This is a genomic window from Devriesea agamarum, assembly GCF_900070355.1.
Lineage (GTDB): Bacteria > Actinomycetota > Actinomycetes > Actinomycetales > Dermabacteraceae > Devriesea > Devriesea agamarum.
The window spans coordinates 1835823-1859434 of sequence record NZ_LN849456.1; the positions used below are offsets into that span (position 1 = coordinate 1835823).

At 60.7% G+C, this 23612-nt stretch carries 22 protein-coding genes; 12 read left to right on the forward strand and 10 right to left on the reverse strand.

Translation table 11 applies throughout. From position 1 onward, the window contains the following. Positions 1 to 26: 26 nt before the first annotated feature. The 4 genes from BN1724_RS07955 to BN1724_RS07970 all read right to left on the reverse strand — a co-directional run bounded on the left by BN1724_RS07955 (position 27) and on the right by BN1724_RS07970 (position 6134). Complete coding sequence (locus BN1724_RS07955) at positions 27 to 956, reverse strand: class I SAM-dependent methyltransferase (protein WP_084252881.1); 930 nt, start codon at positions 954 to 956, stop codon at positions 27 to 29. After that, entirely contained in the window at positions 953 to 1468 is a 516-nt protein-coding gene (locus BN1724_RS07960) for a DUF456 domain-containing protein (RefSeq protein WP_231928202.1), read from the reverse strand. Before BN1724_RS07960 ends, BN1724_RS07955 begins: the two co-directional genes overlap by 4 nt. A gap of 91 nt (positions 1469 to 1559) precedes the next feature. Next, positions 1560 to 4796 (reverse strand): AAA family ATPase, encoded by a 3237-nt coding sequence (locus BN1724_RS07965; RefSeq protein WP_058234925.1) that lies wholly within the window; start codon positions 4794 to 4796, stop codon positions 1560 to 1562. A 138-nt stretch (positions 4797 to 4934) separates the two neighbouring features. Further along, complete coding sequence (locus BN1724_RS07970; protein ID WP_058234926.1) at positions 4935 to 6134, reverse strand: exonuclease SbcCD subunit D; 1200 nt, start codon at positions 6132 to 6134, stop codon at positions 4935 to 4937. 496 nt (positions 6135 to 6630) lie between these two features. Here BN1724_RS07970 and BN1724_RS07975 point away from each other — a divergent pair, with 496 nt between their 5' ends. The 10 genes from BN1724_RS07975 to nicT all read left to right on the forward strand — a co-directional run bounded on the left by BN1724_RS07975 (position 6631) and on the right by nicT (position 16138). Further along, positions 6631 to 7953: an ammonium transporter gene (locus tag BN1724_RS07975; RefSeq protein ID WP_084252882.1), complete on the forward strand. Its 1323-nt coding sequence runs from the start codon at positions 6631 to 6633 to the stop codon at positions 7951 to 7953. 32 nt (positions 7954 to 7985) lie between these two features. Beyond that, complete coding sequence (locus tag BN1724_RS07980; RefSeq protein ID WP_197671774.1) at positions 7986 to 8951, forward strand: urea transporter; 966 nt, start codon at positions 7986 to 7988, stop codon at positions 8949 to 8951. A gap of 68 nt (positions 8952 to 9019) precedes the next feature. Continuing rightward, entirely contained in the window at positions 9020 to 9325 is a 306-nt protein-coding gene (locus BN1724_RS07985) for an urease subunit gamma (protein ID WP_058234927.1), read from the forward strand. A 4-nt stretch (positions 9326 to 9329) separates the two neighbouring features. Beyond that, positions 9330 to 10193, forward strand: a complete 864-nt coding sequence (locus BN1724_RS13440; RefSeq protein ID WP_058234928.1) for a hypothetical protein — start codon at positions 9330 to 9332, stop codon at positions 10191 to 10193. Between the two features lie 9 nt (positions 10194 to 10202). Further along, positions 10203 to 10613: an urease subunit beta gene (locus BN1724_RS07995; protein ID WP_058234929.1), complete on the forward strand. Its 411-nt coding sequence runs from the start codon at positions 10203 to 10205 to the stop codon at positions 10611 to 10613. After that, positions 10613 to 12337, forward strand: coding sequence for an urease subunit alpha (gene ureC, locus BN1724_RS08000; protein ID WP_058234930.1), 1725 nt, complete (start codon positions 10613 to 10615; stop codon positions 12335 to 12337). Before BN1724_RS07995 ends, ureC begins: the two co-directional genes overlap by 1 nt. After that, on the forward strand, positions 12337 to 13134 hold the full coding sequence (locus BN1724_RS08005) for an urease accessory protein UreF (RefSeq protein ID WP_231928203.1): 798 nt from the start codon (positions 12337 to 12339) through the stop codon (positions 13132 to 13134). The genes ureC and BN1724_RS08005 overlap by 1 nt, the downstream gene beginning before the upstream one ends. A gap of 106 nt (positions 13135 to 13240) precedes the next feature. Continuing rightward, complete coding sequence (gene ureG / locus BN1724_RS08010) at positions 13241 to 13882, forward strand: urease accessory protein UreG (protein WP_058234931.1); 642 nt, start codon at positions 13241 to 13243, stop codon at positions 13880 to 13882. Continuing rightward, on the forward strand, positions 13879 to 14964 hold the full coding sequence (locus BN1724_RS08015) for an urease accessory protein UreD (RefSeq protein WP_197671775.1): 1086 nt from the start codon (positions 13879 to 13881) through the stop codon (positions 14962 to 14964). The genes ureG and BN1724_RS08015 overlap by 4 nt, the downstream gene beginning before the upstream one ends. Positions 14965 to 15046: 82 nt before the next feature. Beyond that, a complete protein-coding gene (gene nicT, locus BN1724_RS08020) occupies positions 15047 to 16138 on the forward strand; it encodes a Nickel transporter NicT (RefSeq protein ID WP_197671776.1) in 1092 nt (363 codons plus the stop codon). A gap of 219 nt (positions 16139 to 16357) precedes the next feature. Here the strand turns inward: nicT and BN1724_RS08025 are convergent, their stop codons facing one another. The 4 genes from BN1724_RS08025 to BN1724_RS08040 all read right to left on the reverse strand — a co-directional run bounded on the left by BN1724_RS08025 (position 16358) and on the right by BN1724_RS08040 (position 19509). Then, positions 16358 to 16981 carry a hypothetical protein gene (locus tag BN1724_RS08025; protein ID WP_058234932.1) on the reverse strand — a complete coding sequence of 208 codons (624 nt, stop codon included), beginning with the start codon at positions 16979 to 16981 and terminating at the stop codon, positions 16358 to 16360. Between the two features lie 80 nt (positions 16982 to 17061). Next, positions 17062 to 17796, reverse strand: a complete 735-nt coding sequence (locus tag BN1724_RS08030) for an ATP-binding cassette domain-containing protein (protein ID WP_058234933.1) — start codon at positions 17794 to 17796, stop codon at positions 17062 to 17064. A gap of 2 nt (positions 17797 to 17798) precedes the next feature. After that, on the reverse strand, positions 17799 to 18578 hold the full coding sequence (locus tag BN1724_RS08035; RefSeq protein ID WP_084252884.1) for an ABC transporter permease: 780 nt from the start codon (positions 18576 to 18578) through the stop codon (positions 17799 to 17801). Beyond that, entirely contained in the window at positions 18568 to 19509 is a 942-nt protein-coding gene (locus tag BN1724_RS08040; protein ID WP_197671777.1) for an ABC transporter ATP-binding protein, read from the reverse strand. Before BN1724_RS08040 ends, BN1724_RS08035 begins: the two co-directional genes overlap by 11 nt. An 86-nt stretch (positions 19510 to 19595) precedes the next feature. Between BN1724_RS08040 and BN1724_RS08045 the strand changes: the two genes are divergently transcribed. Further along, a complete protein-coding gene (locus BN1724_RS08045; protein WP_172797102.1) occupies positions 19596 to 20237 on the forward strand; it encodes a TetR/AcrR family transcriptional regulator in 642 nt (213 codons plus the stop codon). Here the strand turns inward: BN1724_RS08045 and BN1724_RS08050 are convergent. Next, complete coding sequence (locus BN1724_RS08050) at positions 20214 to 21107, reverse strand: hypothetical protein (RefSeq protein ID WP_157085823.1); 894 nt, start codon at positions 21105 to 21107, stop codon at positions 20214 to 20216. The two genes, BN1724_RS08045 and BN1724_RS08050, sit on opposite strands and share 24 nt — an antisense overlap. 26 nt (positions 21108 to 21133) lie before the next feature. Next, positions 21134 to 22276 (reverse strand): ThiF family adenylyltransferase, encoded by a 1143-nt coding sequence (locus BN1724_RS08055; RefSeq protein WP_157085824.1) that lies wholly within the window; start codon positions 22274 to 22276, stop codon positions 21134 to 21136. Between the two features lie 476 nt (positions 22277 to 22752). On the opposite strand from BN1724_RS08055, the gene BN1724_RS08060 reads away from it, so the two are divergent. Further along, positions 22753 to 23445 carry a CPBP family intramembrane glutamic endopeptidase gene (locus BN1724_RS08060; protein ID WP_058234936.1) on the forward strand — a complete coding sequence of 231 codons (693 nt, stop codon included), beginning with the start codon at positions 22753 to 22755 and terminating at the stop codon, positions 23443 to 23445. Positions 23446 to 23612 lie beyond the last annotated feature (167 nt).

A 23612-nucleotide genomic window follows, 5' to 3' on the forward strand; every position in this document is an offset into this window, starting at 1 on the left:
CCTCGCCACTGCGATGGGTCAGCTACTCAGCCGGTCCGCCGGAAGATCAAGGCGTCCGTTCGGTAGGGCAAACCCACGACAGCTCCCCGGGCATATCCGAGGTGCTCATGCAGGTACCAGTCCAGATTGGAAAACACTCGTTCTCGCTGGTGGTCCGACGCGGTAATGACGTACGACCTGGTTCGGGCCAAATTGATGAGGTCTGCCGTTGAAAGCGGATCCTCCCAACGCACTGCCTGGCGATGCACCAGCTCAAAACCGGGCACGCGCGGGAGGAAGTCTTCACGCTGCACGTCACCTGCATGCATAATCCGTGAATACCGATGCACCCAGGGCACAGTCACATCCAAGGTGTTCCACACCAGCGCGAGTCTGCCGTCCGGGGCTAGAACACGGTCTATTTCGCGAGCCGCAGCGTCAGCATCAAACCAGTGCCAGGCCTGAGCCACGGTGACAAGGTCGTACACCTGAGTCGCGGCGTAGGTTGCTTCGGCAGACGCGACACGGCATCTCACCCGGCCTGTGAGAGTCTCCGGGGATGCCTGATCAGCACGGCGTATCAGGTGCTCGAGCATGTGAGCGCTCAGGTCGAGGGCGAGGACATCGCAGCCCCGCTCGGCTAAACGCAGGGCGAGTTTGCCCGTGCCTGCCCCCAGATCGAGCACCTGCGGGGATTGCGGCGGATGCTGCCGATCCGGTCGGTACCGGGTGGGAATCGCATCCATCAAGAAGTCGATAGCTTTGGCAGGATAGGTGGGCCGCAGCTGGTCGTACTCTTCCCCCTGGGCCTGAAATGCTGCTGCCAACTGATCGCGTCGCTTGCGGCTGCCGAACGCTGGGTTGTCACGCCGCGATATCGACGGGGTGGCGCGCTGCGGTATCGGCGGGTTATCGCGCCGCGGTATCGATGGGTTGTCACGCCGCGATCTTGACGAGGTGGCGTTACGGCCGGTCATTGAGCCATCCATATGAAAAACAGCCCCATGGACACCACCCAGGTCCCGAAGGCGAGCAGTGCCATCGATAGCTCAATGACTATGCCTACTCCGATGGCTTTGATGGCGACCCAACTGGAGTTCACGGATGGACCTAGTTCCCGCAGGCGCAGCAGTTCACATGCGAACAACCCGAGGACGAATCCGATGAATAGGCCGAGAACTGGAATGGCGAATGCCCCGATAATCGCCGCGATCACCCCGACGAGGATCGACCTGTTGGGCACTTTTTGAGCTTTGAGTCGTTTACCCGTGAGCACGTAACTGGCGCTCATCCCGGTTGCTAGCAGCACTGCCCCGATGGCGAACGTCACCCATCCGTGCCACCCCCCGATCACCAGGGCCCAGATCAACAGGCCGATCAATGCCGTGATGGAGCCGGGAAGCACGGGTAGAACGATGCCAAGAAGACCGATAATCATAAGAATCCCGGCAATCACGGTGACGACGATCTGAAGGGTCAGGGTATCCACGGAAGGATCCTACGGGCCTCGATGCGCAGCAAGGGTCTCATGTGGCTGCCCCGGCCTTCACGCGAGGGCAGCGGTGACGGACACATGTGTATCAGGCGAACACGGTCAGGGTGGAGTGGCCGGACGGGGTGCGCTCAACGTGCACTCGCTCGGCGATTCGCTGTTTGAGTTCGGGGATGTGGGAGACGATGCCGACCGCACGACCGGCATCGGCTAGACGGGTGATTTCTTGGATCACCGTCTCCAAGGTGTCGGCATCAAGACTTCCGAATCCTTCGTCGATAAACAGTGTTTGCAGTTCCACACCTCCGGCTTCGGCGGTGACGATATCGGCCAGTCCGAGGGCGAGGCATAGCGACACGATGAAGGTTTCACCGCCGGACAGGGTTTCGGGGACGCGCACTGTGTCTGTGCGGTGGTCGATGATTTTCAGGTCCAGGCCGGTGTGGGAACGTCTGCGGGATCCGTCATCTCGCACCAGTTCAAGCAGGGACGAGCTCATCACGCTCAGGCGCGCATTAGCGGCTCCGACGACGTCATCAAACCTCCTCATCAGCACGTATGTGGATAGCCGGATCCGGTCGGCATCCGAGGAGTTCCCCGTCACCAGATCAGCGACCTGCAAAATCACGCCGGCGCATGAGCGCATCGCAATGGTTTCGGTGAGCACGCGAAGAACCGCTTCGCGCGCTCGGCGCACAGCCATCAGGGTGGCTTGAGCCTGCCCAGCCGCACGGTCAGCTGCGGTTAAGGCCTCCTGTGCACTGTGGCATGCGGCCTCAGCCCGCTCACGCTGCTGGTTGAGCACACGCAAGTTTTCTGCGCTCGCGTCGGCCTGGCGGACAGCTTCATCTTCCATCCCCACAACTAGGCGCTGGCATGCGGTGTCATGCTCGTGAACGCGACGTTCTTCGGCTTCGCGAACCTCCGGCTCCATAAGCGCTGCCGTGATCGCGTCATCGTCGGTAAAGCCGCTGCCATCGCGAGCGAGGCAATGTTCCTGCCGGGTTTGGACTGCGCGCTCCACAGCTTGTTGGGCGGTGCGCAGCAGGTCAGCGATGGAGCGCGCAGCCGCTGCGATCTGTTCATAGAACGCCCGTTTATCGGCCACCCGCTGGTAGCCGTCGCAGGCGCGGTGAATGGTTTCCGCATCCCGAGTGAACTGAGCCATCGCCTCCGTGCGGCGGGTGCGCAACTGCTCTGCTCGCTCGCGCACAGTGGCAGCCTCGGCTTCTAAGGTGGCAGTGTCGCGGTCGAACGCAGCTACCTGTGTGGTGAGTTTTTCAACCGCACGGGCTGCTTTCTGCGCCTTGGCGTGGAGCATTTTCGACTCCTGGTGCGCAGCGTCGGCGACTTCACCGCTCATCCCGCCAGCTGCTTCACTGGCCTGCGTATACATCGCGTGCAGGCGTTCGCAATCAGCGCGCGCCGACTGCACCTGATCGTCGATGTGGCGGCGCTTTTGTTCAGCCGCTTCAACATCGTCAAGCTGAACAGCATCCGGTGCGGGATGCGCAGGGGCGGGGTGCTCCTGACTGCCGCACACGGGGCAGGGCTGATCGGGAGTGAGGGTGAGGGCTAACTGGGCTGCGATGCCAGCCAGGTGCCGCCTGCGTAGATCGTGTTCGCTCGCAAGTGCTTTGTCTGCACGCCGTAGCCGACCCGCTAGGAGCTTGCGCGCCGCGCGGAGGTCTTCCTCAAGTGCTGCGGCCTGACGCGCTTGATGGGCCCTATGGTGGGCTGCCTCCATCGCGGCGCGGAGGTCTGGTAGACCCTGCGCATTGTCCTGGGCGTGTTCGAGTGTGCGCATGAGCTTTGTGCGCACTAGGGGGCGAGCGGCTAACCGTTCGGTAACGTCGGTGTGCGTGGCTTCGGTGGTGGTGAGTTCCGCAGTGACCGCGGCGATGGCTCGTTCTCGCGCGGGCAGAGCACTTTCGAGTTCTACCAGGGTCCGCAGTTCACCGGCTTGTTCGGAGGCTTTGGCTGCGCAGTCTGCCAGGGTTCCAAGCACCAGGTCACAGTGCTCGGGCTGTTCACTCAGCATCCGAATCGCTGTGCGTGGTCCCTCTGTCATGAGGGGGCCGTTTCGCCCCCAGGTATCGGGCAGCTGGGCCATCAGATCGTCCGGAGCCTCGTCTAACGCCGTGCTGACTGCATTCCAAGCACGTGCCGCTGTGTGGTCAGCTTGGTTCGCACTTTTGAGGCTGCGGGCAAGGGGCTGCGCCCGAGTGTCGTCTGCCAATCGAGCACAGCGAGCTAAATGGTCATCGCGGGCTTGTTCGATCTGCTGCGCAAGCCGATCCAGGTCACGGCGTCGCTGCGCGGCTTGCCATGTCCCGCCTACGGCTTCACGGTTCTCACTGGCCCGAGCCAGTTCTTGGCGAGCGCGTTCGGCCTGCGCTTTTGCTACGTCCCGCCGGGTTTCAGCGGCACCCACCACCTCGTCGAGCTGAGTGGTCTGGAGGTCGGCGCCGACCGAGCCGGGAGGTTGCGGTTGCGAGCCTAGGGGTTGGGATTGCAATCCGGGAGATTGGGGTTGTGACCCTGCGGTGGCCGGGTGTATTGCGCTTTGGTCTTTCACCTGCTCTGCGAGGTGTTCCGCGGCGTCGTCGCTGAGCTCGGCGGCCTCAGCAAATCGGGCGATCACCGCTCCCAGTTTGGCCTCGGCCTCTTGCATGTCGCGCCGGGCTTGGCGTCGGCGTTCTTCGAGGTCTTGTTCAATTCGCTCATAGATTTCGGTGCCGAAGACGCGCTGGAGCACGGCTTGCCGCTGGGCGGTTCCAGCTCGCAGAAATCGCGCGAATTCCCCTTGGGGAAGGACCACCGTCTGGGTAAATTGCTCTCGGGTCAGACCGATGATGCGCTGCATTTCCAGGCCGATTTCATCCATCCGTATGGATATCGGTTCCAGCCCTGCGCCAGCGCCTGCGGTATCAGCGATCACGACGGGCAGTAGCTCGGGTGAGGTCAGGCGCCACAGCATCGCACGCGCCTGCTGTTTGGTTGTCCCGCCTCCGCGTTTTTTTGGTCGTTCGTATTCGGGATAGCGCCGGATGCGGTAGATACCCGCCCCGGTTTCGAGCACCAGGTCGACCCAGCTGGGTTCGATGGGATCAACGAATTGAGACCGTATGCGCTGGGGGCTGGCTCCTGCGCCTGCGACTTGCCCGAAAAGCGCATAGGTAATGGCGTCGATCAGCGTCGATTTTCCGGACCCGGTGGGGCCGTCGAGCAGAAATAGACCCGATGCGGACAGGGACACCAAGTCGATCCGGTGCTCACCGGCAAAAGGGCCAATGCCGCGCAGAGAAAGATGCAGAAGTTTCATTGGGCACCCCCGCAGTCGAGATGCCCGGGGCCTGGGAACCAGCGACGAATCCCAATCGCAGGCCACCGGGAGAATTTCGGCGTTGAGTGAGAAAGGGGAAAGCCCCGCGCGCTAAGGGCGCGGCCTCGTGTGGGGTGGCTATATCTCATAGGTCCGCGCCTTTCGGTACGACTCTTCCAACACGTCGCGTTCGGCCTGGCTCGGAGCACGCCCGAGCATGTGGTCATAGAAGTCATCCATGATGGCAAGCGGACTGTGCGCAGCACTCACCACAGGGGCCAGGGTCGGCTCCGAACGACCTTCCGGACGGTATTCGCTGAGCAGGAGGTGGGGAAAGATAGCCCGCAAACTCTCCATGAGGTGGGGCGGGCGGACGGAGTCGGTGACCACAGCGTGAACCCAGTCGTCACGGTGCTCAGCAGCGCGCCTCACCAAGTCCTGAAGAGGACCGACGAGCTCGACCATGCCTCGAGGCACCGGAGTTGGGATTCTCTCTACCTCCACCGAGTCAGCCATGAGGTCCACCAGCAAGACGCATTTACGATGATTTCGCTCCGAGAAGGAAAACGGCAGCGGAGAACCCGAGTACCAAATACAAGTATCGCTGGCAGGCACACTGACCTCCTGGCAGCCGTGCAAATGGCCCAAAGCAACGTAGTCAACCCCCGCAAAGAGTTCGGCGCTAACCGTGTCAACTCCCCCGACCCGAACATCGCGTTCCGAATCGCACCCGACTCCCCCGGCGGCAAAGGTATGGGCGAGCACAACCGTCCGCAGCGCTGAACCCGAGGCCTGCTCACTGCAGGCGAGCTCACCGCAGGGCTGAGGCAGTGCGGCTGCAATGCGGGCGCGGATGCGATCCATGGCGGCAGCCGTCACCGCCGCGTGCGAGCGCGCAAGGGGTTGATCGAGGCCATCGGCCAATTGATAGCGCATGATGTCCGGTTCGAGATAGGGCACACCGTAGAACTGCACCACGCCGAAGTCATCGTAGACCTCAACCGGGTGCTCAATGGCGGCGATATCGGTCAAGAAGTGCACCCCGGCGCGCATCAGTTCCCGGCCGAAGCCGAGGCGGGCCGCCGAATCGTGGTTCCCGGGGGTGAGGATGACTGTAGCGTGCTGGGCGATTTCAGTGAGCGTGCGCGAGAGCAAGCGCACCGCGGGGACCGGAGGTATCGCACGGTCGTAAATATCCCCGGGAATGACCACGACATCGACGTCGCGTTCTCGCACCTGGTCGATCAGGAAGCGGTGGAAGACTTCCTGATGGCCCATGAGGTCCTCCCCGTGCAGGGTTCGGCCAAGGTGCCAGTCCGAGGTGTGCAGGATTCTCATGCCCTCGACCCTACGAGGCGGGTATGACATTCGAGCGGCGACTCGCGGTGCGCTTCTCATACCGGGTTCGATCACCACGGCACGGTGGGAACCACATCCGTCCTTATCGCACGACCGCTCCGGGAGTGGTCCTACCTATGCGACTTTCCAGGAATCTCTAAGCGATTCTAGATATTAAGGCTTTTCCCATTCCACTATGTGCAAGAACTTCTCTTCAAGTTCCCACTATTTTCTCATTCTGATTCTCTTAACTTTACTCATCACAGCCTTCCCGGGAGCAAGGCCGGCAACTCCTAGGAACCCCGATAAGCCGGCATATGGATAGCAAGAAGACCCGAGACGACAGCTCACCGGCATTTTCAAGGTTCTTACAGCACGCTATCAAGCTGCTTTATGTTTTCTTTCATTTTTGCTGGAAGGAGGGCTAACATACTCTTGCCTCACCATGAGGCACCCACAACATTTACCCATCCCCTTGGCAAGGAACTAAATACCCATGAATACAGGTGATACCGCCTGGGTCTTGATCTCGACGGGTCTTGTACTCTTCATGACAATCGGGCTTGCACTGTTCTACGGCGGCATGGTCAATAGAAAACACGCAATGAGCACGATCCTGCAGTGCATTAGCTGCATCGGCATCGTGACGCTGGTGTGGACCCTGATCGCATTCACTCTCGCGTTCTCACAAGGCAATTCCGTCATCGGTGGATTCTCACTGGCCGCGCTCCACGGAGCCGACAAGGCCACCCTCGCAGGAATGACCGGGGAGCACGCCCTCAGCGTGCCGAACCTCGCCTTCTTCCACTACCACCTGATGTTCGCCATCATTACGCCCGCACTGGCCGTCGGCTCCCTCACTGGACGCCTGAAATTCGCCGGCTGGGCTCTGTTCGTCGCAATCTGGGCCATCATCGTGTATGCACCCGTCGCGCGTTGGCTATTCAGCCCGGCAGGATGGCTCTCACAGCTGGGAGCCGAGGACTTCGCCGGCGGCGCCGTCGTCCACACCACCGCGGGTGCCGCAGCACTCGCCTTGCTCATCGTGATCGGTCGCCGCCACGGCTGGCCCGGTCCCAAAACGGCCCTGCGCCCCAACTCCCTTCCCCTCGTTCTCCTAGGCACCGGCATCCTGTGGTTCGGATGGTTCGGATTCAACGCCGGATCAGCCCTTGGAGCCAATGAACTCGCCGTGCATGCCCTGGTCAACACCCAAATCGCCGGCGCTGCGGGCCTTGTCTTTTGGCTTGGAACCCAGCGCGTTATCGAAGGCAACATCTCCAGTCTTGGCGGCGCTTCCGGTGCCATCGCTGGCCTGGCATGTATCACCCCGGCCGCAGGCTACGTCGGTCCCATCGCAGCCATGATCATCGGGGCCCTCGCCGGGATCGTGTGCTTCGCAGCAACCAGGCTGAAGTACATTTTCCGCTACGACGACGCCCTCGACGTGATCGGTGTGCACCTGATCGGCGGCATGCTCGGCATGATCCTGCTCGGCTTCTTCGCGCGGCCCGAACTCACCGGAACCGGATCCAAAGGACTCTTCTTCGGCGGCGGCTTACACCTGATCGGCTCCCAATTCCTAGCGGTGGTAGTCGTCTTCGTCTACGCCTTTGTGCTCTCACTCATCCTCGGCTGGATCATCCACAAGATCATCGGCATGCGGGTCTCCGCTGAACAGGAAGAACGAGGAATAGACATTAGCGAACTCGTGGAATCCGCGTACGACAGTGCCGCCGCTGATTCCCCTGTCGCTAGCCCTGCACCGACCTCTTCGCACGGGCAAGGACCCACAACCACATCAACCAAGCTGGCATAGCTAGCGCACACGACATCAACGGTGAAACACGCATGAACAGCAAGGGCACCATCAGCAGTCACACTCCTATTCCAAGCATGGGCACCTGGCAGTTCATCCAGGCATGGCTGCGAGGAATCGCCCAAGTCGACTTCCTCCCGAACGCACTCACCGGCGCGATCTTCGTGATCGCCCTGTTCGCCTCGGGTTGGGAGTACGGTTGCTACGGGCTCGGCGGAACTCTCATCGCTACCCTCACCGCACTAGTCATGCGGGTTCCGCGCGACCAGATCGGTTCGGGCCTGTGGGGATTTAACGGTTGCCTGGTCGGCACCGGCCTCGCCGTGTTCCTCGGGGCATTCCACCTCAGCACCCTGATCCTCGCGCTGTTCGCGTGCATCGCCGTCGTCGTCATCGGAGCCGGGCTCGGCCGATTCCTCGATGCTTGGGAATTACCCGGGATGACGGCACCTTTTTGCATCGTGGTGAGCGCACTGACCATTTCAGCACCGCAGCTCACCCGAATCTGGCACGGGGGTGCCCCCGCGGCCCTTCCCACCCCTGCCGCATCCACCTCCGTCACCGGACTGCAGCTCATCGAAGGCTTTTTCGCCAACGTGAGTCAGATCTTCTTCATGCCTCAGTGGTACGTCGGCCTGATCTTTTTGATCGGAATCTTTGTCGCCAGCCGATGGCTTGGGCTGATGGCCTGCGTAGGTAGTGTGATCGCACTGTTCACAGCCTGGGCCGCAGGCGTTCCCGGAGACCAGATCGGACACGGCCTACTCGGCTATAACGCCGTGCTGGTGGCAATGGCGCTGTGCGGGGTCTTCATCCGCCGCCACGGGTTGTCCTTTCTCTACGCCATCGTGGGGGCGATGACCGCCACACTGCTCACCCCCGCTGTCAGCACGTTCTTTGGTGTTCTCGACGGACACACCCTGACCTGGCCATTCGTCCTGACCACCCTGTTCTTCCTGGCAGCGGTGAAGGCATTCCCCGAGCTAAAACGCACATAGAAACCCAACCTCCCTGGCCCCAAAAGCTTTGCTCACGACAACCTGCAAGACACCTAGAGGAGATCACCGTGAATCTGACACCCAAGGAAATCGAAAAACTGTACATCTACGTGGTGGCAGACCTGGCTCACAAGCGCCAAGGACGCGGACTGAAGCTCAACGTCAGCGAAGCCTCCGCCCTCATCAGCGAAGCCATCCTAGAAGCCGCACGAGACGGTCGCACCGTCGCTGAATGCATGGAAATCGGCAAACAGGTTCTCAACGAGGACGACGTGATGGACGGTGTGCGCGAGAGGATGCCTCTGCTTCAGATCGAAGCCACCTTCGTCGATGGCACCAAGCTCGTCTCCTGCCACGATCCGATCGGGGCCTGATCGCATGCGGACCATCCTGGCCGTCGGGAGAGAGAGCGCTGACGGCGCCGCACTCGAGGTGCCCTATCCGACGGCAACCACCGCCGAACTCGGCCAGAGCATCCATCACCTGATGAGCTCAAGCCCAGAGGCCGACGACCTGGAGCTCGGGGCCCGCGAGCCAATCTGTATCGTGCCAATGACTCTTGGCCGCGACCCCGTGCTCATAGCCGACACCGCCCGCGCCGCCCGCTGGCTGCGCGATCAGCACAGCGCTCCGGTGTGTGTGTCCGAACCCTTCGGTTCCCCCGCACACCTCATTACCTGGCTGCGCGCCGCATTGACGAAGCAATCGGGGCCTGCTGACGATAAGCACGCCGTTCTCGTCATCGGTCCGAGCATCGACCCATTCCAGGATGCCCAGCTGTTCAGAATCGCTCGCCTGGTCCGCCAACACAGCGGATACCCGCTGGTCGAGGTGGCTTTCGACGGAGGCGACCCGGATCCCTACCAGGGGCTTCAGCGCTGTCAGCGTCTTGGGGCCGAGCAGGTCATCGCTCTCAACGCAAGTTGGAATCAGCCTGAGGACAGGCCCGACCAGCTGATCGACGGCGGACGTCTGCTGGGCGCTCAAGCTGTGCAGTTCGTTCTGCGCTCGCGCATCGCCGATGCTCAGGCCGCCTGGGATCGCGGTGACGACGGCATCGCCGCCGGACTGCTCGCGGGCCACGATGACGGCTTTGCCCACTCGCACGGGTCCGACCACGAACATCCGCACTCGCACGAGCACGAGCATCCACACGAACACCCGCATGACCACGGGCATTCGCACACCCACCAACATCGCCACGCCCATTCGGGCGCGACCTATCTTCACCATCACGACTGAGAGGCAGCCATGTCAGGATCACCGAAATACCTGTGCGCCGACACCCCGATAGAAATTAACGCTGGCCGACGCAAAGCAACACTGACCGTCAGCAATACCGGCGACCGTGCGGTTCAGGTCGGCTCCCACTACCACTTCTTCGAGGCCAACCGAGAACTCCTTTTCGACCGGGCAGCGGCCTTCGGCATGCACCTCGACATCCCCGCAGGCACTGCGATCCGCTTTGAGCCGGGCGACAGCCGCACCGTCGAACTCACCGAATTCGGAGGAAACCGCAGGCTGATCGGATTCTCCGGTCTGACAAACGGTGGCATCGTCTCGCGCGATCACAAACGCGCAGCGCTGCGTCGCGCAGCCGAGCACGGCTTCCTCACCACCGGCGACACCGCAACTGACGACGATTCCAAGGATGAAAACTGATGGCACAGATTGAACGCGCGCAATACACCGAACTCTTCGGACCCAGCACCGGGGACCGTTTTCAGCTCGCTGACACCAACCTGATCGTCGAAGTGGAAAAAGACTTCAACGAAGGTTGTTTCGGTGACGAAGCGGTGTACGGCGGTGGCAAGAGCGCCCGAGATGGCATGGCTCAAGACCCGCAGACCACCAACGCACAGGGTGCGCTCGACCTGGTGATCACCAACGCGATTGTCATGGACCCGATCCTCGGCGTGGTCAAAGGCGATATCGGGGTGAAAGAAGGCCGGATCGTTGGAATCGGTAAGGCAGGCAACCCGCACACCCAAGATGGAGTCACCCCGAATCTGGTGATCGGCACCGGAACCGAAATCATCTCCGGTGAACACCTGATTGCTACCGCGGGCGGCATTGATACCCACATTCACTTCATTTCTCCCCAGCAGGCTCAGCATGCCCTATCCAACGGCATCACCACGATGATCGGTGGGGGCACCGGACCAGCAGATGGCACCAACGGCACCACCTGCACCCCCGGCCCCTGGAACCTAGGACGGATGTATCAGGCCGCTGAGGAACTCCCGGTCAACATTGGCCTGATGGGCAAGGGCAACGGTTCCCTGCCGGAGTCCTTAAGGGAACAGGTTGAGGCCGGAGCCTGCGGTCTCAAAGTTCACGAGGACTGGGGGGCAACGCCGGCAGCACTTAGCACCGCACTATCGGTGGCCGACGAATACGACGTTCAAGTCGCCGTGCACACTGACTCCCTCAACGAGTCGGGATTCTTTGAAGATACTCGGGCGGCGATTGATGGGCGCACCATCCATACCTTCCATACGGAGGGTGCGGGTGGCGGTCACGCCCCGGACATTATCCGGATCGCCGGGGAGTCCAATGTGCTGCCGTCCTCAACGAACCCGACGCTTCCGTACACCATCAACTCAGTCGACGAGCTGCTGGATATGGTCATGGTGTGCCACCATCTGAGCCCGGCCATTCCCGAGGATGTTTCCTTCGCTGACTCGCGGGTGCGCGCCGAAACCATTGCCGCGGAAACTGTTTTGCACGACGAAGGCGTGATTTCGATGTTCTCCTCGGATTCACAGGCCATGGGCCGTATCGGCGAATCGTGGACTCGTGCTTTCCAGACCGCACATCACTGCAAGGACATGCGCGGAAAGCTTCCCGAGGACTCCGAGCGCAACGACAACGCGCGCGTGCTGCGCTACCTCGCAAAGATCACGATCAACCCGGCCATCGCCTCCGGCACGGCGGGTTACATCGGTTCGCTGGAGCCCGGCAAGCTCGCCGACATTGTGCTGTGGCCGATCGACTCCTTCGCTGTGAAGCCAAAACTGGTGGTTAAGGGGGGTTTGATCAACTGGGCTCTGATGGGAGATCCGAACTCCTCGTTGCCGACCCCGCAGCCCGTGTTCTACCGGCCCATGTTCGGAGCACTAGGGCGGGCCCGTTACGCCACCCGGGTGTCCTTCATGTCCCAGGCAGGGATCGATGCGGGTGTTCCGCAGAAGCTGGGGTTACAAAGCCAAGTGCTTGCGGTGCGCGGTTGCCGCAACGTCGGCAAACAGCACATGGTGCGCAACAGCGCGACCCCGGTGATTCACGTGGATCCAGAAACCTTCAAAGTCACGCTCGACGGGAAACCAGCCACCATTGAACCGGCTCAAAAGCTCCCGCTGAATCAGCTGTTCTACCTGGCCTAATGTTGGACACTCCCATGTTTATGAAACCGTTGGGGACGGCCGATGCAGGCCCGGCTGCGAGGCCGTCACGGCCCCCGGCCCCCGCTCAGCTGCTGGCCTGTCTGCAACTGGCGGACTCGGCTTTCCCCAGCGGTTTCTACACGCTGTCCCACGGACTCGAAGGGTATGCCCAAGCGCATTCCGTAACCACCGATCAGATCCCTGCCCTGCTGGCGGATCTGCTGCGGCACACCGTGGGACCCTCCGACGCGACGGCGCTTGCACTCGCACACGCCGTGGTGTCGCAGCAGGCAAAGCCCGATCCTCACAGTTCAATGGGTAGCGACCCGGTCGAACAGTTGCGGATTATTGACCGCAAGCTGTTTGCGTGCAAGCTCAACCAAGGCTTACGCAAGGCTGCCACTCGAACCGGCCGCCAGCTTCTGGATCTCAGCCGCGATATCTTCTCTCACCCCGTCCTGCATGCATACACCGAGGCGGTGATCGCGAAAACCACGCCCGGATGCCAGGCCGTGGCGGCCGGAGTCACCTATGCGGCGGCAGGAACCGATGCTGAACAGGCTGTTCTCGCGGATCTCTTTGCCTTTTCCTCTAGCTTCGTGCAGGCAGCGCTCAAGCTGCGACTGACTGACCATCGTCGCGCGCAGATGATCCTGTACGAGGCGTTCCCGGTGCTCAGCGAGGTTGCACAGGAGGCTGTGGCCAGACCTCTGGACGAGCTATACAGCTGCAGCCCGCTCGCGGATGTTTTCAGCGGCCAGCACGAGAACGCATCCGCCCGACTTTTCGCCACCTAGGACGTGCCGCTCCCGTAGGCCCCCATTGGTCTTGGCCCGCGGGTCCGGCCTCAGCCCCTACGCGAGCATCCCATCCAACCCACCCCTACCAACCCAAGGACAACGCATGTTCGACAACGTTCTTAAAATCGGCATCGGCGGCCCTGTCGGCTCCGGCAAGACCGCCCTGATCGAAGCGATGGTGCCCGTTCTGATCGAACGCGGTTACCACCCGGCGATCGTCACCAACGACATCTACACCCAGGAAGACGCCGCCCATGTGCGCGCCACGTTGAAAGACATTCTTCCTCCTGAGCGGGTCGTAGGCGTCGAAACCGGATCCTGCCCCCACACCGCCGTGCGCGATGACCCCACGATGAACCTCGCCGCCGGAGCTGAACTACTCGAACAGTTCGACGACATCGACACGCTGCTGTACGAATCCGGAGGCGACAATCTGACGTTGACTTTCAGCCCGGTTCTGGTTGACGCCTTCGTGTTCGTGCTGGATACCGCGGAGGGCGACAAGATGCCGCGCAAGCGGGGCCCGGGCATCACCGAGTCCGATGTGCTGGTCATCAACAAGATTGATATCGCCAAGTACGTTCGTTCCGACCTAGGCGTGATGGAGTCTGATGCTCACACCGTGCGCGAGGGTCGCCCCGTGGTCTTGACCAACAGCCTCACGGGTCAGGGGATTAGTGAACTCGTTGATCTGCTGGATGGATTCCGGTTGGTTGGCACCGAGGACGCAAAGGTCCAGGCGTGAAAACCTCACCTGCTCCCGGCACTCGTGCCACCCGGCCTACCTCGGCGACCGGCCGCGCCCGCGACACTGGTCGTGCCCAGGCGACCGGTCGTACCCGGGACACTGGTCGTGCGAAGACAGCCGGTTCCGCCCGGGCAGCTCGGCTTACTCCGGCTCACTTTGAGCCGGAGTGGGTCCCCGGTGCGGTGCGAGAGTATGCGAGAGGACTGGACACATTACAGGTCGGCAGACCCGGCAAAGTTGGTCTACTGGAACTGACCTACGAGCAACGGGGTGAGCGCACTGAGCTCACCGCTCACTATCAGAAGTCGCCGCTACAGATTATGCGGCCGCTCTACACCGATCCCCATCGCCCCGACCTGCCGATCACCATGGTGATGTCAACCGGCGGTGGCGTGGTTCAAGGCGACCGCTTGCGACTCGATGTACGCGTTGGCCCTGGAGCGAGCGCGCATCTCACTACGCAGGCCGCAACCAAGATCATGAAAATGGATCATGATTACGCCACGCAGAGTGCACATCTGCGCGTCGAGGACGGCGGCTACCTGGAATATCTGCCTGATCCAGTAATCCCGTACGTCAACTCGCGGTATTTTCAGGGAACCGACGTCGTTCTGGATCCCAGTGCGACGGCGATTCTCGGCGACACGGTGGTGGCGGGCAGGCTTGCCCGTGGTGAGCAGCATGAGTTCAAGATTTTCGCCTCTGATTTAACGGTGCGCCGCCCCGACGGTACCGAGCTCGTGTGCGACACCATCCGTCTACGCGGTGACCATGCGAGCGCGCTGGTCAATTTTGGAGCGCACACCGTACTGGGCACGCTGATAGTTGTGACCCCGCTCAGGGACGCCGCAACTCTCGCGTCAGTGCTACGCAAGGCGGTAGCAGAACCGTCACCATCAACCCGCACGGGACAGCGGGGCCCGGTGACCGGAGTCAGCGTTCTTCCGTACGAATGCGGCGCCTGGCTGCGCATCGGCGGAAACAGCACGGAAGAGGTGTCACGCCTGATCACGACGGCCTGGGATGCCCTCCGCTGGGAACTTATTGATACTCCCGCCCCGAAACTGAGGAAGACCTGACCGTTTCGCGGAAAATTTTCGGCTTTTTTTGAGCTTGAAAGCTTAGATTGACGTTATCGTCACTCAACGGAAGAGACACGAGATGAAAGTTAAAAACAGGCGCGGCGCGATTATCCCCATCATCGCTGTGATTGTCGTGCTACATGTTATTGGATTCGGCACCGTGTTCGGGTTCATCATTCCCAAAGATCTCAAAATTGGTGCCACCACCTTCGGTCTCGGACTCGCACTCACCGCATATGTCTTTGGGCTCCGGCACGCATTCGATCCAGATCATATTGCCGCCATCGACAACACTACGCGCACATTATCAACCAATGGGCGTCGCCCCCGTTCGGTGGGGATGTGGTTCTCCCTCGGACACTCCACCATTGTGTTTCTGATGGCACTGCTCATCGCCGTCGGCTCTCATTACGCCTCCACCCTGGTTAATGGAGACTCCGCGCTCCACCAAACTCTCGGCATTATTGGAACCTCCGTCTCCGGTTTCTTCTTGATTTTACTGGGGGTCATTAACGTGATTGCCCTGGCTGGAATTTGGAAGGCCTTCCGGGCGATGCGCAGCGGCGAGCACGATGAGAAAGCGCTGGATGAGATTCTCGAAAAACGCGGAATCTATGCACGCATTCTTGCACCCGCTATGCGCCGTGTGGTCAAGCCCTGGCAGGTGTATTTCATCGGACTGCTATTCGGCCTAGGCTTCGACACCGCGACCGAGATTGCGCTGCTAGTTCTTGCAGGAAGCGGGGCCGCCAGCGGCATCCCCTGGTACGCGATCCTGATATTGCCTATCCTCTTTGCCGCAGGCATGTGCCTGATGGATTCCCTGGATGGAATCTTCATGGCGACCGCTTACGACTGGGCATTTGCTCGGCCTGCCCGCAAGATCTTCTACAACATGGTAGTGACGGGCCTGAGCGTGGTGATCGCACTGCTCATCGGAGTTATTGAAGTCGCTCAGGTGCTGCACGACAACGCCGGTATCAACGCTCCCATTTTGAATCAGCTCGCGCAGTTCCAGATTGATCAGATGGGTTTTGTGATCGTCGGACTGTTCGTCCTCACATGGATTGCCGCAATTTTGATCTGGAAGTTTGGTCACATGGAAACACGGTGGGAAACCATTCCCGCATCCACGCCGGTAAAAGCTAAGCAGGAGTCAATTCGAGATTAGGTACGGAAAACTCTGACGACCAGCCGGCTCTTCAAATAGAGAATACTGCAAACCTAGGAATAGCAGCGCACTGGCATCTACAACTAACCGGACACGTTTTGATAAGCAGAGACTCACCTCAATACCTATCAGTGTTCTCCGTCTAAATATTTCCCACACCTTCTCACTAATGTCGGTGTACTGAGCATCCGCCACAGAGCACGAACGGGTGTCCTTGCTTCAGAGAACTTCATCATGTCGGATTGCTCGGTTTTGGGCCACAAGCAAGCTCAGCGAGAAAGCGATACTTCCTGCCGTGACCATCCAGGAAACCCATTGCCCAGCGTTCAATGACATGGCAACGACGTTTCCGAATAAACCGATCAGAACCAGAGCGCCGACGATGGTCGAAACAGTTGACTTGCGGCGCACGCCGATGAGCCCAGCAATCAAGGTAATGCTCAGCGTGAGCAGGGTGACGCAAGCAACCATAGAGAGGGCCACGAACCACGTCCTCATGGTCAGGCTCACAGCGAGCACGGGCGTGAAAAACTCGACAGTTAGGAACGTCGCAGTACCGAGCACAAGACCGACCGCGGTACTAGCACTGATGGCAAGCGCGTAAGCGGCGTTCTTGGCGAGAAAGACGGGGCTGCGTCCGCCGGGGTATATGTATAGCTGGATCCGCCGGGTGCCGATGTAATCGGAGACGATAAAACGCGCGTAGACGACTGCTCCGTAGATGACGACAATGCAAAGTGCGACGGTTAGGGCAAGCGGAATCACGGCGCCATATTCTCGCATCATCGCGCTTTCAGGGCTGTCGTCGAACCGACCGACGAACGCGAAGAAGTACAGTGCCATCAGTACTGAGCAAGCCGCCGTTATTCCGAAGCGCGGGATGATACGTCGGTATCGTGATAGCTCGAGTCGAAGGAACCGGTTCATCGGCGTGCCTCCGCAACGCTTGAGCTGTAGAACTCTTCGAGACTCCCGCCATTGGCGTCCAGGATGCTGGTGACGTCCTGCTTTACTCCGAGGTACCCATCAGTGAGGACAGCAACGGTATGCGCGGTTTGCTCGATCTCGGTGAGTACGTGGCTAGCCATTAACACAGTCATGCCTTCAACGGCCAAGCTGGTGATCAGGTCACGCAGGTCAGAAATACCAGTCGGGTCAAGCCCGTTCGCGGGCTCATCGAGGACCAACAAGGTGGGTCGGTGACTGATCGCGCGAGCTAGAGCGAGATGCTGTTTCATACCGAGCGAGAACGAGGCTACGGGCGATCTGGCCGCCGCGGTGAGGCCGACTAGCGCGAACAGCTCGTCAATGGGCTGGTGATCGGACAAGCCAAGAAGATCGAAGTGGAGCTGGAGAACTTGCTCAGCGGTGGCGCCGTTCCGGAACTCTGGTGCTTCGATGCTCGCACCAATTCGAGCCAGGAGCGCATCGCGCGAACCGTTATCAAACATTCGTCCGGTCACGGCGATGGTGCCTGAGGAGGGGAACGCCAAGCCAGCTATCAGTTTGAAGAGGGTGGTCTTCCCGGCCCCGTTCGGCCCAATGATGGCGCAAATCTCACCGGGGTAGAGCGTGATACTGCACCCGGCGAGGATGGCCCGGCCGTCGATGCACTTCGTGACACCGGTGAGATCAAGCGTCGGAGTAGCGTCTGTCATGGTCAGTTCCTTCTCCGAAGGGCCAAGTAGGCCATGGTGTAGGCGGCAACAGCCCAAACAGCGGCAACAACGAGGTTCAGCAGCTGAGGGTCACCGGCACGGAATGCGGCCTCCCGGATGAGGTCTCCGATTGGCGCGAACGGAAGGAACTGATGCAGCGTGACAGCCCATTCCGGTAGGCGGTCGGCCGGGAACGTGATCGGGGAAAACAACAGGCCACCGATCATGACGACCTGCGTCACCAAGGACGTGACGTTGAGGGGCAGCCAGAACGCAATGGCGTACCCGATGCTCACCACCGTGAACTGCGCACCGAGCACGACGGCCACGATGCATGCGTTGACCTGGATATCGAGTCCGAATCGGAAGGCCGCGGCGAGCATGCCGACGGCGATTCCAGGGAGGGCTGCGAGACTCCAGACCACAGCATCGGCGAGGAGGATCGCCGAGCGGGGAACCGGGAGTGTCCGCTGGTAATCGAGGAGACCTTCTTGTTTCGCAGTACCTGTGATCTGAGGAGCGAGGACGCATCCGACCGCGATGATGCCGAGCGTCCAGGCGCCGGAGGACAAATATCGGGCGGCTTCACTGTCGATATCGGGGATGAGCAGGGCGAGACCGTACACGATCGCAACGGCAAACAATGCCTGGACTGCGGTGAAGACAGGAAGTAGATATTTATGGCGGAGCAAGCTCCAGCGCACAAGACCGGCCCAGCTACGGAACCACCCGAGTCTGCGAGGCAGCCTGACGGGCAGAGGAGACACGATATTAACGGCCATTGGTGATCCCTTCATACAGTGATTCCAGGGATGCCGGTGTGAGCGTGTAACTGTAGATTTCTCCGGCTTCAACCTGTTCGAGGACCCAAGCCACGGCGTCGGGAATATGAGCAGGTTCGAGGTCGAGCCGCAGCTGCCCGTCGCCGTCGACTGGATGAAGCCGCGAGGCCGCCGGCATCGTTGCGAGGTCAACGTCAGATCGGACGGAAACACTGAGAGTCGTTGTCTGCGCTCGTTGCGATAGCTGCCTTGGGGTGCTGTCGATCAGCACCTGACCGTTCTGGAGTAACACATAGCGGTCGGCAGTCCGTTGCACCTCGAGCAGGTTGTGAGTGACAACGATGACGATGTGCCCCGCGTCAGCGAGTCGACGCAGGTTCCGCCAGATCAGAGGACGTCGCACTGGGTCGACGTCGTTAGTCGGCTCATCAATGAGCAGGACAGGCGGAGACGCGATCACAGCCATCGCGTAAGAGGTCAGGCGGCGCAGCCCACCAGACAGTTTCTCGCCGCCGACGTTCTGCCACGGCGTAATGTCGAGCTCATCGATGAGAGCACTCGCCTCACGGCGTGCATCCCTCCCGGATAGTCCCCGCACCCTGCCAATCGATGTGATCGCTTGGAGAGGTGTAACGCCGGTCAAAGGCGCATGCATCTGCGGCATCATCGATGCGACACGTCGAGCCAGATCCGGGTTTTTCCCGAGCGATTCTGTGCCGTAGCGGATGTCACCGGAGGTGGGCTTGGTCGTGCCGATGATTTGGTTGAGAAGGGTGGTCTTGCCTGCCCCGTTGTGCCCGATGAGCGCTATCAACTGGCCAGGGCGGAACGTGAGGCTGATAGCGCGATTCGCCGCGACAGCTCCTCGCTGGAAGGTCTTGGTGACAGCTTCTAACAGGAGCGGTTCGGCGGGAGGAGTCACGCTCAACATAGTCAGATACTACTGGTATCTGAAATATGGATCAACGGCATCTCGGCTTCCCGGGCGCTCCGGGGCACTGTCTTATAATCGAGTTCATGGCTCGGATGACCCGCGATCAACAGCGGCAGCACAACAGAGTGCTATTGCTTGAGGCGGCTGAGCACATCTTCGCTACGCATGGCGTGGAGGGCGCTTCTCTTGACGACGTGGCTCTGGCGGCTGGCCTGACCAAGGGGGCCGTCTATTCAAACTTCCGAAACAAGGGCGAGCTGATCCTGGAGGTCATCCGCTACCGTCAGACACTCTCGCAGGAAGCGCAAGACTTCCATGCGATCCTTGATGGCGCTACTGACGATCACGAGCGTCTCGAGGCCTGGTGCAATACTTGGATAACGACAGCCAAGAGCGGTGATCGCTCCAGCTATGCCCGCCTGCTGTTCGACTTCATTCCCTACGCCCTGCGGGATGAGCAGTTGACCGCACGGTTTCTGGAGTTCATCTCACCTGCCAACGACATCCCAGCTGAGGCGTCCCCGATCCCGTCCGACAGCACCTTCGCACGTATCCCGGTAGGAGATCAGTTCCGCATCCTGATGGCACTCGATCTGGGGCTATCGGCGCTGGGGCTGTTCGATCCGGACAACGTAAAGCCCGAGTTGTACAAAACGGCAGTGCTCTCGCTAACGCACACGCTCTACGACGCCAGCACAGAATCAGAGTACGCCCAGGAGTCGTAGGACGGCGGGCACGAGCCAGATTGCCAGCAGCCCGAGTTCGCTCAGCGCGCCAAATGCGACCAACGTAAGCCACAGCCAAGCCGTTCGGGGTACGGATGTCCACGGCCGGATCGCGAGCGACATCCTGGTTTCGGTGTCAATCATGGGGTCATCAAACAGCATCTTCGCTATATAACGGCCGTCGCACTTGCGATGGAATCGGAACTGCCAGACGAGGCGCACAACCATCACGGCAACGGCGACGGTCGCGATCCACGATCCGGTCAGGGCACGCCAGACCAGCGCCGCCGTCAGGAACGCGCAGTCGGCGATCACTCCGGCGGCGACCGCTGCCAGCCGTGGCGACAACGGCCAGGCCCAGACATGCGTGAGATTGGTGGTCGCGACCGCTTGACGTACTCGTAGTCGTACTGAGCCTCTCGTCCGCACGAACGCGCGTCCGAATCCCACATGCGCAAGCTCATGCGGCACTGCTGTGATGATCACTATGGCGAGTGCGACGGCCATCGCGAGCAGCGGATGCGAGCCTGCGGATATGACGTCCGCGCCGGTGGGAATGCCACCTTGGAGCAGGAGCACGATTGCGGAGATGCAGAGCGCCGTGCCGGCCACCCACAGCACCGCGCGCGCGGCTTTCCAACCCGCGCTGACCGGCGCGGCCGGAGGTTGCCGAGCCTCCTCAGCGGAGTCATGCATGAACCCTGCGTCCAACAGGGTGTTGGCTACCGGGGCGAGGATGGAAGCAGGCTCGTTCTGTTTTACGAGCGCGCGTGCGACAGGTTCGCTGACCACAAGAGGCTCTGCGTCATCAGCGATGACCACCCACATGCCGTCGCTGAGCTCGCGAGCTCGAACTGGCTTCAGTGCCATGACGATCTCCGTCGGTCGGACCATGATCAGACCTGCTGGAGATAGTGACCGAAGACTTCCCATGTGGAAGGATTGCCAGTGCCACACGTCGGGCAGTCATTCGGAAGACGCGGCCAAGACGGATGCGCGAACGACGAGCCATCCTCATAATTCACTTCAAACTGCGTCCCGAGGGATCGCGGTTGCGTATAGCCCGTCAGGAGGCGCACGGCTTCGTCAACGATCGTGGCCGTGAGGATGAAGATGGACGGGCCGTACGCGATCGATGGCGGGTCGAAGCTCAGTTCGCTGAATGCAGCGAACTGAGAGACGAACTGAGGATCTCGCTGCGAGTAGTGGATGTTCAGACAGTCGAAACATCCTGTCTTGCCCGGGATTACGGTGTAGACACGCCCGCGACTCACCTGCGACGCGGCAAACACGCACGGAATGCCGGCCTGAACAATCGCCTTGTTCACGATCCGCTGGGCAACGAATGGTGGCTCGTCGATGGCGGAGATGACGAGATCCTTGCCGGGCAGCAAAGCCGCAACGTCGTCGACCGAACCGATGCGCTCCTGGCGAGCGTCAATGGCGATCTCCGAGTTCATCTGCGCAATCGCGTCTGCTGCGGCCAGGGCTTTCGAGCGACCGACATCAGATTCCCGGTACAGCAGCTGGCGCCCAAGGTTGCCCTCTTCTACGACGTCGTGGTCGACGATCGTGATGGAGCCCGGGCCGAGACCAGCCAGCAGCGCAAGGATATTGGAGCCGCCCCCACCGAGCCCGAGGAGAAGAATATTTGACCCGTTGATCCGCCGTTGCGGAGCAAACCGATCTCGTTCCAGGTCGATGAAGCGACTGAAGTAGTTGACGTTGGCTCGATATCTGGCGCCAATGGCCGACTCCGCACCTGGAAAGCTCTCCTCGAGGAAGCCTTCCTGATTGAGAAGCGTGATCCCGTCAAGGATGTCGTTCTCCGTGAGTTCGGGGAAGTCCTGCCGCACTGCTCGAACAACATCGTGCAGAGAACGCCCATCAAGCGCTGTAACGAGCGCCCATAGCTGGTGCTCAGGGTCGTCGAACTCTGCCGTGATACCTAGCTGTGCACCAATCCGAAAAACTCGGTCATCGAGTCGGTATGCGGGGTAAATCGGCTTGAGTCGAGGGCGCGAGGGCAGCTTGTCCACGAAATGCTCCTAGCGTCTCTCAAAGGAACGAAGAGTGGAGGGCCGCCAAGAGCCAAGAGGCTCCGGCGACCCAGTAGAAGGCACTTGTGTGCTCCGCTCATCGGGAGCATCAGACGATGATCCACCACACAGTCGCCTCCACCTTCTCAGCGCGGCGCACGGTCACGTTCTTCATGAGTCACCTCCCTCCAGGGCAAGCGATGAAGATTCGGAATACCCGTAGCCAAAAACTATGGGTATCTAGACACTGGCAGTACCTTTATTCGGAAAGCAAGAGTTTTTCAGGATTCGATTGGAGATGCCATGGATCCGGTGGATCCGAGCGAAAAGCGTCCGCTTGCGAGTCGCCCTGAGCTACTAGGCTCGTTGCCGCTTCAGTCGCGGGCATTACGCAGGTCACCGTCGCTTACGGGTTACAGGGAGCGGATACCTGGAACGATGCCTTGGCCACGCCTTGGCCGGACCAGCCGATCGGTATGGCGTTACAGATTGTGGCTGCTATCGCAGTGATGGCATTCGTAGCCAAACGCGTCGCACGACGACCCATGTACGAGCTAGAGCGCTCGGGAGCTCTCCGTGAATTTGGCTATGGCACTCTGGTTGGCGTCAGTGTAATTACCGTGGCTATAGCCTGCTTGCTCGCGCTTGGAAGTTACCGCATCACTGACATCATCGTGGGCCGTGGCCTCTTGTCTGGCTTGCTTCTCGGGCTCGGGAGCGCTTTCGGGGAAGAAATCGTGATGCGCGGAATTCTGCTGCGCGTCCTTATCGGGATGATCGGTGCAGCACCCGCACTTATCCTCACCTCAGTAGCGTTCGGACTGCTCCACCTGGGCAACCCCGGCGCCTCTCTTCTCAGCGCAATCGGCATTGCATTGCAAGCCGGTGTCATGTTCGGTGCGGCGTACTTGCTCACACGGAGACTGTGGTTTGCGATCGGCATACACTCAGCCTGGAACTTCACGCAAACCGCAATCTTCGGACTGAACGTCTCAGGCGTACCAACCGAGCCGGGGCTGTTCATCGCGGAGATACACGGCCCTGATTGGCTTACCGGAGGCGGACTCGGAATCGAAGGCTCCATCATCATGATCGCGCTCGGTCTTATCGTGAGCACGATGTTGCTGCTGCGCGCATCAGCTAAAAATCAGGCCAGGCCCTTGCCATAAACCATGCACTAGTCGGCGTGATCGCAGGTACGACTGATCTCTACCTTTCCCAACTGCGAAGGTTCGCGCATCATGGGTTCTTCAGATCGCCTGCAGCGTCGCTGCATGCAAGGACGCGGCTGAGCTATTCGGGTGCGGTCTGTTCCTCCGGCGGGCCCAGGGGCGCT

What these genes read in the sequence shown, in the direction of transcription:
- BN1724_RS07955 (WP_084252881.1), bottom strand. Translation starts at nt 956, where the DNA reads ATGACCGGCCGTAACGCCACCTCGTCAAGATCGCGGCGTGACAACCCA.
- BN1724_RS07965 (WP_058234925.1), bottom strand. Translation starts at nt 4,796, where the DNA reads ATGAAACTTCTGCATCTTTCTCTGCGCGGCATTGGCCCTTTTGCCGGT.
- BN1724_RS07970 (WP_058234926.1), bottom strand. Translation starts at nt 6,134, where the DNA reads ATGAGAATCCTGCACACCTCGGACTGGCACCTTGGCCGAACCCTGCAC.
- BN1724_RS07975 (WP_084252882.1), top strand. Translation starts at nt 6,631, where the DNA reads ATGAATACAGGTGATACCGCCTGGGTCTTGATCTCGACGGGTCTTGTA.
- BN1724_RS07980 (WP_197671774.1), top strand. Translation starts at nt 7,986, where the DNA reads ATGAACAGCAAGGGCACCATCAGCAGTCACACTCCTATTCCAAGCATG.
- BN1724_RS13440 (WP_058234928.1), top strand. Translation starts at nt 9,330, where the DNA reads ATGCGGACCATCCTGGCCGTCGGGAGAGAGAGCGCTGACGGCGCCGCA.
- BN1724_RS07995 (WP_058234929.1), top strand. Translation starts at nt 10,203, where the DNA reads ATGTCAGGATCACCGAAATACCTGTGCGCCGACACCCCGATAGAAATT.
- ureC (WP_058234930.1), top strand. Translation starts at nt 10,613, where the DNA reads ATGGCACAGATTGAACGCGCGCAATACACCGAACTCTTCGGACCCAGC.
- BN1724_RS08005 (WP_231928203.1), top strand. Translation starts at nt 12,337, where the DNA reads ATGTTGGACACTCCCATGTTTATGAAACCGTTGGGGACGGCCGATGCA.
- ureG (WP_058234931.1), top strand. Translation starts at nt 13,241, where the DNA reads ATGTTCGACAACGTTCTTAAAATCGGCATCGGCGGCCCTGTCGGCTCC.
- nicT (WP_197671776.1), top strand. Translation starts at nt 15,047, where the DNA reads ATGAAAGTTAAAAACAGGCGCGGCGCGATTATCCCCATCATCGCTGTG.
- BN1724_RS08025 (WP_058234932.1), bottom strand. Translation starts at nt 16,981, where the DNA reads ATGGCACTGTACTTCTTCGCGTTCGTCGGTCGGTTCGACGACAGCCCT.
- BN1724_RS08030 (WP_058234933.1), bottom strand. Translation starts at nt 17,796, where the DNA reads ATGACAGACGCTACTCCGACGCTTGATCTCACCGGTGTCACGAAGTGC.
- BN1724_RS08035 (WP_084252884.1), bottom strand. Translation starts at nt 18,578, where the DNA reads ATGGCCGTTAATATCGTGTCTCCTCTGCCCGTCAGGCTGCCTCGCAGA.
- BN1724_RS08040 (WP_197671777.1), bottom strand. Translation starts at nt 19,509, where the DNA reads ATGTTGAGCGTGACTCCTCCCGCCGAACCGCTCCTGTTAGAAGCTGTC.
- BN1724_RS08045 (WP_172797102.1), top strand. Translation starts at nt 19,596, where the DNA reads ATGGCTCGGATGACCCGCGATCAACAGCGGCAGCACAACAGAGTGCTA.
- BN1724_RS08050 (WP_157085823.1), bottom strand. Translation starts at nt 21,107, where the DNA reads ATGGCACTGAAGCCAGTTCGAGCTCGCGAGCTCAGCGACGGCATGTGG.
- BN1724_RS08060 (WP_058234936.1), top strand. Translation starts at nt 22,753, where the DNA reads ATGGCGTTACAGATTGTGGCTGCTATCGCAGTGATGGCATTCGTAGCC.